This window comes from Streptomyces sp. 8N706 (assembly GCF_052245415.1).
Classification (GTDB): Bacteria; Actinomycetota; Actinomycetes; order Streptomycetales; family Streptomycetaceae; genus Streptomyces.
In genome coordinates this window covers 71928-78706 of sequence record NZ_JBQQBW010000021.1, presented here as the reverse complement: position 1 = coordinate 78706, position 6779 = coordinate 71928, and the positions used below count along the sequence as shown (strand labels likewise).

General features: G+C 72.0%; 6 protein-coding genes and 1 tRNA gene. 4 read left to right on the top strand and 3 right to left on the bottom strand.

Translation table 11 applies throughout. The features are described from left to right. Positions 1 to 721: 721 nt before the first annotated feature. Positions 722 to 1774 carry an alcohol dehydrogenase catalytic domain-containing protein gene (locus ACTWQE_RS11145; protein WP_443328712.1) on the bottom strand — a complete coding sequence of 351 codons (1053 nt, stop codon included), beginning with the start codon at positions 1772 to 1774 and terminating at the stop codon, positions 722 to 724. A 181-nt stretch (positions 1775 to 1955) separates the two neighbouring features. Between ACTWQE_RS11145 and ACTWQE_RS11140 the strand changes: the two genes are divergently transcribed. Next, the gene (locus tag ACTWQE_RS11140; RefSeq protein ID WP_443328711.1) at positions 1956 to 2669 is read left to right on the top strand and encodes a TetR/AcrR family transcriptional regulator; all 714 of its coding nucleotides are present in this window, start codon (positions 1956 to 1958) and stop codon (positions 2667 to 2669) included. Positions 2670 to 2734: 65 nt separating this feature from the next. Here the strand turns inward: ACTWQE_RS11140 and ACTWQE_RS11135 are convergent. Together ACTWQE_RS11135 and ACTWQE_RS11130 are read right to left on the bottom strand one after the other, a co-directional pair. Further along, a tRNA-Cys gene (locus tag ACTWQE_RS11135) sits at positions 2735 to 2809 on the bottom strand. A gap of 178 nt (positions 2810 to 2987) precedes the next feature. Continuing rightward, positions 2988 to 3860, bottom strand: coding sequence for an alpha/beta fold hydrolase (locus ACTWQE_RS11130; RefSeq protein WP_443328710.1), 873 nt, complete (start codon positions 3858 to 3860; stop codon positions 2988 to 2990). A gap of 161 nt (positions 3861 to 4021) precedes the next feature. Between ACTWQE_RS11130 and ACTWQE_RS11125 the strand changes: the two genes are divergently transcribed. From ACTWQE_RS11125 to ACTWQE_RS11115, 3 genes are all read left to right on the top strand, one after another. Further along, positions 4022 to 4927, top strand: a complete 906-nt coding sequence (locus ACTWQE_RS11125; protein WP_443328709.1) for a LysR substrate-binding domain-containing protein — start codon at positions 4022 to 4024, stop codon at positions 4925 to 4927. A gap of 191 nt (positions 4928 to 5118) precedes the next feature. Next, positions 5119 to 5712, top strand: coding sequence for a cysteine dioxygenase (locus ACTWQE_RS11120; RefSeq protein WP_443328708.1), 594 nt, complete (start codon positions 5119 to 5121; stop codon positions 5710 to 5712). Next, entirely contained in the window at positions 5712 to 6779 is a 1068-nt protein-coding gene (locus tag ACTWQE_RS11115) for a YeiH family protein (RefSeq protein ID WP_443328707.1), read from the top strand. The genes ACTWQE_RS11120 and ACTWQE_RS11115 overlap by 1 nt, the downstream gene beginning before the upstream one ends.

Here is a 6779-nt window from a genome sequence, read left to right as displayed (position 1 = left end):
CCAGCGTTCCTTCCAACGGCCTGTCCACAACGGGCAGGGGCCGGCACGCAAACTGCGTGCCGCCCCCTGCCCTCCCCTGTTGTGTACGCAATGGCTGTGTGCCGACAGCGCGGGCTCACCGCGCTGTCGAGTGTCACCCGGCGTGGCTGACCTGTGGTGTCACGGCCCCGGCACCGGTGCCGGCCACGGGGGCGGCTGCGACGGCGCCTGCTGCGGCGGTGGCGGGCGTGACGAGGATCTTCTGCATACGGCCCGAGTCAACTCCCGTTCGAGGCAAGGCGTCCGGTGGTTCTCGTCACCGCGTCCGGTGAACCATACGCTGACGTATGGTCAACCATACGGCACCGTACGGCATGGCGCAACGACATAAGAAGGCCCAAGCGGCAGCGGGCGGTCACGGCGGCCCCCACCCGGTCCAGTTGACGGTCGTCCGCTCGCCGGCGGCGCCCGCGGACCGCCACGCGGCGGCCCGCGGTCGCCGCCCGACCGGCGAGGGCCGACCGGCGAGGGCCGACCGGCGAGGGCCGAAGGGCGGCCGGAGCGCACAAGAGCCCCCGGAGCACCGGGGGCTCTGTCGCGCGGAGGCCGGGATGGTCCGCGGGGTCTGCTGTGGGCGCCGGCGGGCGCGGATCTTCCGCGCTTCCCGGCGTGCGACGGCGGTCGGGGGTGTGGTGCTGCCGCCGCACGGAGGTGCGCGACGCGGCGGCAGCAGGGAGATGGATCAGCGGGCAGGGTCGAGAAGGATCTTGCGGACACCGTCGGCGCGGCTATGGAACAGCTCGTACGCCGCGGGGCCCTCGGAGAGGGCGAGGCGGTGGGAGACCACGACCTCCGGCGTGATCCGTCCAGCCTGGGTGAGGGCGATCAGGGCAGGGAGTTCGTAGTGGACCGAGCACAGTCCGATGGCGAACTCCAGCTCCTTGATCTGGGCCATGGCCATGTGGATGGGAAACGCCTTGTTCTGGCTGACCCCGATGACACTGACCCGGCCGGCCTGCCGGACGGCTTTGAGGGCGAGCTGGATGGTGGCGTCCGAGCCCACAGCCTCTACCACGGCGTCCGGTCCGCGTCCTGCGGTCATCTCCCGTACGGCCGCCCGTGCGTCCTCGCCCTCGACCGGCTCGACGCCCAGGGTGGCCGCGAAGGCGCGGCGCTCCGCGACCAGGTCCGCGCCCAGCACACGGGCGGCGCCCATGGCGAAGGCGGACTGCGCGGCCATGAGGCCGACCGGCCCGAGGCCGATGACCAGGACCGTTTCGCCGGGCTGGATGCGGGCGCGGCGGCAGCCGTACCAGGCCGTAGGGGCGTTGTCCGTCAGGACGACGGCGGCCTCGTCGGAGATGCCCTCCGGCAACTGCACCAGGTTGACCTCGGCATGAGGCACAGCCAAAGCCTGGGCCTGACTTCCCGGAAGCTGCGGGCTCACTCCGAAGCACAGGTCCGTCGGGGTGTGGGCGCGCTCGCACCTGGCGGTGAGCCCCCTCGCACAGGTTCCGCACAGGGTGCAGCCGACCGAGGCGGGAACCAGGACCCGGTCGCCGGGCTTGAAGCGGGTGACCTGGTCGCCGGTGTCGACGACCACGCCGACGCATTCGTGTCCCGGGGTGTAACCGATCTCCGGACTGAACCCGTTGCCGTCGTAGATGTGCAGGTCGCTGCCGCAGATACCGGCCGTGGTGACCTGGACGACCGCGTCGGTGGGGCTGGTGACGGCCGGGTCGGGAACGTCCCCGTAGCGGATGTCGTGGCGGCCGTGGAACGTCAGTGCCTTCACTGGATTCCTCCAAGGCGCAGGGTGGCGCCGGTGGCATCGATCCGGTCGAGTTGCCGCTGGAAGTCGGGGTCGGTCTCGAAGTTCCGGGACATGGTGGGCTCCCGCGCGCGCATCAAGGTGCTTGAATTAAGATTTAATGCAACCGTATCACTCGGGCATGATGGCGCTACGATGGGCATCCGTGACAGCACATGAGACGCCCGGACCAGCCACGCCGTCCCGGGGCCGGGAGCCCCGTGACACCCGCGGCACACTCATCCGCGCCGCCGAGCAGCTGTTCGCGGCGAAGGGTATCGACGGTGTCTCACTCAGCGAGATCAAACGGGCCGCCGGGCAGCGCAACGCGATGGCCCTGCAGTACCACTTCGGCGATCGGGCGGGTCTGCTGCGGGCCGTTCTCGACAAACACACCCCTGCGGTGGACGCCCGCCGGGAGGTGCTGCTGCAGCAGTACGAGGACAGCGGCACCGTTGATCTTCGGTCCCTCGCCGCCGCCCTGGTGCTGCCGGCCGCCGCGAAACTGGCCGATCCCGACGGCGGCCGCGAGTTCCTGCAGATCGTGGCCGAACTGCTCAACCGGCCCGAACCCCTGGTAGAGCTCGTCGTGCCGAACGAGGGGTCAAGCATCTACGGATGGCGGCGCCTGGTGGAGCCTCTGCTGGCTCCCGAGTCGACCACGGTGCTCCACACCCGCTTCACCGCCCTGCGCTTCTGCCACGCCGAACTCGCCGCCCGCGCCGCCGCCCGCCCTCGCAGGGACGACCGGCTGTTCACGAGCCGGCTGGTCGATCTGGTCACCGCACTGCTGGCCGCACCGGTGTCCGAGCAGACCGCACGACTGCTCCAAGAGCGAGACCTGAAGGACCGGGCGGGTCAGCAGGCCCCAGCTCGCTGACCGATCCGGCGAGGGGCGGCACCCCTTCCGGGATGCCGCCCCTTTGTTTTGCCTGGTCAAGACAGTGGAGGCCGTGACCGGAATCGAACCGGCGTAACTCGCTTTGCAGGCGAGTCCCTCAACCACTCGGGCACACGGCCGCGTCGAGCTGCTCCACGAAGACGGTACGCGCGGCGGCGCAAGCAGCTCAATGGACCGGCGCGGGCTGCCATACGACCGCCATACGCCGTTCACAGAAGCCGATCACCGAGCCGTTTACCGATGCCGTGGACCGAGCCGCTCACCGGCCCGGTCCACGGCCACGCTTTCGAGCGGACATCACGGCCGGGGGGCCGTCAGGAACTCCTCCACCAGCGGCCGCAGCAGCTCCGGTTCGTCCACCCACGGGTAGTGGCCCACCTCGTGCAGAGGGCGCAGGGTCGCATTCGGGAAGGACTCCGCGACGAGTTCGCCCGCCCGCATCCCCGTGACGGCGTCCCGGTCGCCCGTCACCACCAGCACCGGGGTGTCCACCTCCCGCAGCCGCGTCAGCAGTGCGCGCCGGGCCGGGTCGTCGACGCCCTGCCAGAAGCCCGCTCGCGGGACGGGGTTGAGCTGTACGCCCTCCGTGGCCGCGTGGGCCCGCTGCGGCTCGTCCCAGCGGCCGTACGCCATGGGCGCGACGCGCAGCAGCAGCTCCCGTACCTCGTCGAGGTCGGAGACCTCCGCCAGCTGCTGGAGGGCGACCGAGGCGTCCGGCCACCACGGCTCTATGATCCGTGACTCGAAGATCTCCCGGGCGTCCTCGGGGAGTTCGCCCTGGAGGCGGGCGCCGGGGTTGAGCAGCACCAGATGCGTGAGGCGGTCGCCGTGGGCGGCGGCGTACGCCTGTGCGGTGGCCGTCCCCGCGTCGTGGGCGAGCAGCGCGAACCGCTCGAGGCCGAGGTGCTCGCGCAGTGCCTCCAGGTCCTCGGCGAGCCGGGGGAACGCGTAAGCCGAGGGGTCGGCGGCGGCGGGGGAGTCGCCGGTGCCGCGGGCGTCGGGGATGACCAGGGGCCGGTGGCCGTCGAGCCCGCCGAGATTTCCGAGGTAGGCGGCGTCCCGGGCCGGCCCGCCCGCCAGGCAGACCAGCGGCGGAGTGGCGGAGCCGTCCCGGGCGTCGAGCGCCCGGTAGAAGAGTTCGGTGTCGTCGTACGAGCGGTAGTGCGGCATAGGCATCAGAGTGCCCCATCACCTGCGGCATACCGCACCGATGAGGGCCGGAGAGTCGTACGGCACACCGGTGCCGTTCGACGGCCTGGACGGCGCCGAGGGCATGAGGCAGCCGGGTGGAGCCCCTTCGGTCGTTCCCAACATCCGCTTATGCTTCTCGCGTGTTCGAATCCCGGCACATCAAGACTTTCCATGAAGTGGTCAGGACCGGGTCGTACTCGGCGGCGGCCCGCTCCCTCGGCTATACGCAGCCCGCGATCACCCAGCAGATGAAGGCGCTCGAAAGATCCGTCGGCACCCCGCTCTTCACCCGTGCCGGCCGGGGGGTGCGGCTGACGGAGGCCGGTGAGGCGATGGCCCGGCACGCGGGCGTCATCCTCGACAGCATCTCGGCGGCGCAGCAGCAGCTGAACGCGATCACCCGGCTGCGCTCGGGCCGGGTACGCGTCTGCGCGTTCCCGAGTGCGGGGGCCACGCTCATTCCGGAGACGCTGGCGCGGCTGGCCGCCGACCATCCGGGGGTCCGGGTGGAGCTGCTGGAAGGGGAACCACCGGAGTCGTTGGAGCGGTTGGTGCGCGGGGAGTGCGACATCACGCTCGCGTTCAGCTATCCGGGCCTGAACGACGAGGTGCCGGCGGAGGTCGCCGAGGTCCGGCTGATGGAGGACCTGCTGACGGTACTGCTGCCGACCGGCCATCCGCTGGCCCGCCGCCGGTCGGTGCGTCTGGCGGACCTCAAGGAGGAACGCTGGATCGCGGGCTGTCTGCGCTGCCGGGCGAACTTCCTCCATGTGTGCGCGGAAGAGGGCTTCGCGCCGGACATAGCGTTCACCACCGATGACAATCTGGTGGTCCAGAGCCTGGTGGCGGCGGGCGTGGGCATCGCCATGATGCCGGCACTGGTGCTGTCCTTCCTGTGCCACGGGAAGGTGACCGGGCGCGCGGTGGAGCCGCACACCCGGCGCCAGGTGTCGGCGTACGTGGTGCGCGAGCATCTGCGGATCCCGGCCACGGCTCTGGTGCTGGAGGAGCTGAAGTCCGTGGTGGCGGCGCGCGTCGGTTGCTGAGCGGCCGGGTCAGCCGGGCGGGCGCCCTCCGGCGTCGGCGCCGGAGGGGTGCGGCCGGGGTCCTGGACCGCGAGCCGCCGAGCCGCCGAGCCGGTGAGTCGGTACGCGGCCGGCCATCCATAAGCGGATGTTGGGGCAGGTCGTAGAAACTGTCGTTGGACCTGATGGGCCGGTGGCGCGACGCTGCCGATATGACTGCTCCGTCCGCCTTCCGCGCAACGGCCCGGGCTCCCCGCCGTACCGCCGCCGTACACAGCACCCCACGCCTCGACGACCTCGTGGCCGAGGTGCGGGACGTCGTCGGGCGCGGCCATCCTCCCGAGTTGACGGCGCATCTGGTCGGTGAGCGGCTGCGGCCCCATCTCGGGGCGCCGGATCTGCTGGTCCCCGGTCAGCGGGAGGGCGACCCCGACCAGTACCGCCAGCATCTGCTGCATACCGCGCAGGACGGCAGTTTCTCGGTCGTCGCGCTCGTCTGGCTCCCCGGCCAGCGGACGTCCATCCATGACCATGTGGCGTGGTGTGTGACCGGAGTCCATGAGGGCGAGGAGAGCGAGCGCCGCTACCGGTTGGTGCCGGGGGGCCCGTCCGCACGCCTGGTCCGCACCGCGGATCTGGTGAACCCGCAGGGTACGGTCTGCGGCTTCGCGCCGCCCGGGGACATCCACCGGGTGCGCAACGCCGGTACGGCGACCGCGATCTCGATCCATGTCTACGGCGCGGACATCGCCCGGCTCGGCTCCAGTGTGCGCCGGGTCTACGAACTCCCGGCGGACGAGCGGTAGTGGCGCTCCTCCGCGAACGGCCCGCCCCCGTTCCCCGCCCTCCCGGCGCCCGTCCGGCCACCGCCCGCCGCGCACCGGCCGGGGTCGCCCTCGCCTGCCTGGGGACGGGGGCTGCCTGGGCCGTCCATACGGCTGTCCCGGCCGTGCCGACGCTGACCGCGGCCATCGTGCTCGGTGTCGCCGCGGCCCATCTGCCCGGATTACGCGGGCTGGTACGCGGTCCTGCCCTCCCCGGGCTCTCCCTGGCCGGGAAGCGGCTGATGCGACTGGGCATCGTTCTGCTGGGCCTCGAACTGGGAGTGAGCGATGTGCTGGGGCTCGGCTGGGCCACGGTCGCGATGGTCCTCGCCGTGGTGACGGCCACCTTCTTCGGCACCGTGTGGCTCGGCCGCCGTATCGGGCTCCGCGGCGACCAGCCGCTGCTGGTGGCCGCCGGCTACGCGATCTGTGGAGCGTCGGCGGTCGGCGCCGTCAGCGAGGTGGCCGACAGCGACAAGGAGGATGTGGCGACATCGGTCGCGCTGGTGACCCTGTGCGGCACGCTCGCCGTCGCCGTACTGCCGCTGCTTCAGCACCCGCTCGGCCTGAGCGATGCGCAGTTCGGCCGGTGGGTGGGGGCGGGCGTGCACGACGTGGGGCAGGTCGTGGCGACCGCACAGTCGGCCGGTCCGGCTGCCCTCGGCGAGGCCGTGCTGGTCAAGCTGATGAGGGTGGCACTGCTTGGCGCGCTCGTCGCGGGAGTGGCCGTGCACGTCCGGCGCCGGCGCGGCACGGGACCGGCCGCCCGGCCCGGGGGCGGGGCGCGGCGTCCGGCGCCGGTGCCGCTGTTCGTCCTGGGCTTTCTGGCGATGATGGTGCTGCGCAGCACCGGTGAGGTGCCCGGCGTCGCGCTCGACGCGGTACGGGTCGCACGGGAACTCCTCCTGGCGACGGCGCTGTTCGCGCTGGGCAGCGCTGTCCGCCTGCCCTCGTCGGCTCGCACCGGCGGGCGGGTCGCCGCACTGGGTCTGTCCGCGTGGGCGGTGGTGGCCGGAGTCTCGTACGCGGGCGTCCTGCTCACGACCTGA

Coding starts and splice junctions, on each gene's coding strand:
- ACTWQE_RS11130 (WP_443328710.1), bottom strand. CDS start 3,860: ATGCCGCACTACCGCTCGTACGACGACACCGAACTCTTCTACCGGGCG.
- ACTWQE_RS11120 (WP_443328708.1), top strand. CDS start 5,119: ATGACTGCTCCGTCCGCCTTCCGCGCAACGGCCCGGGCTCCCCGCCGT.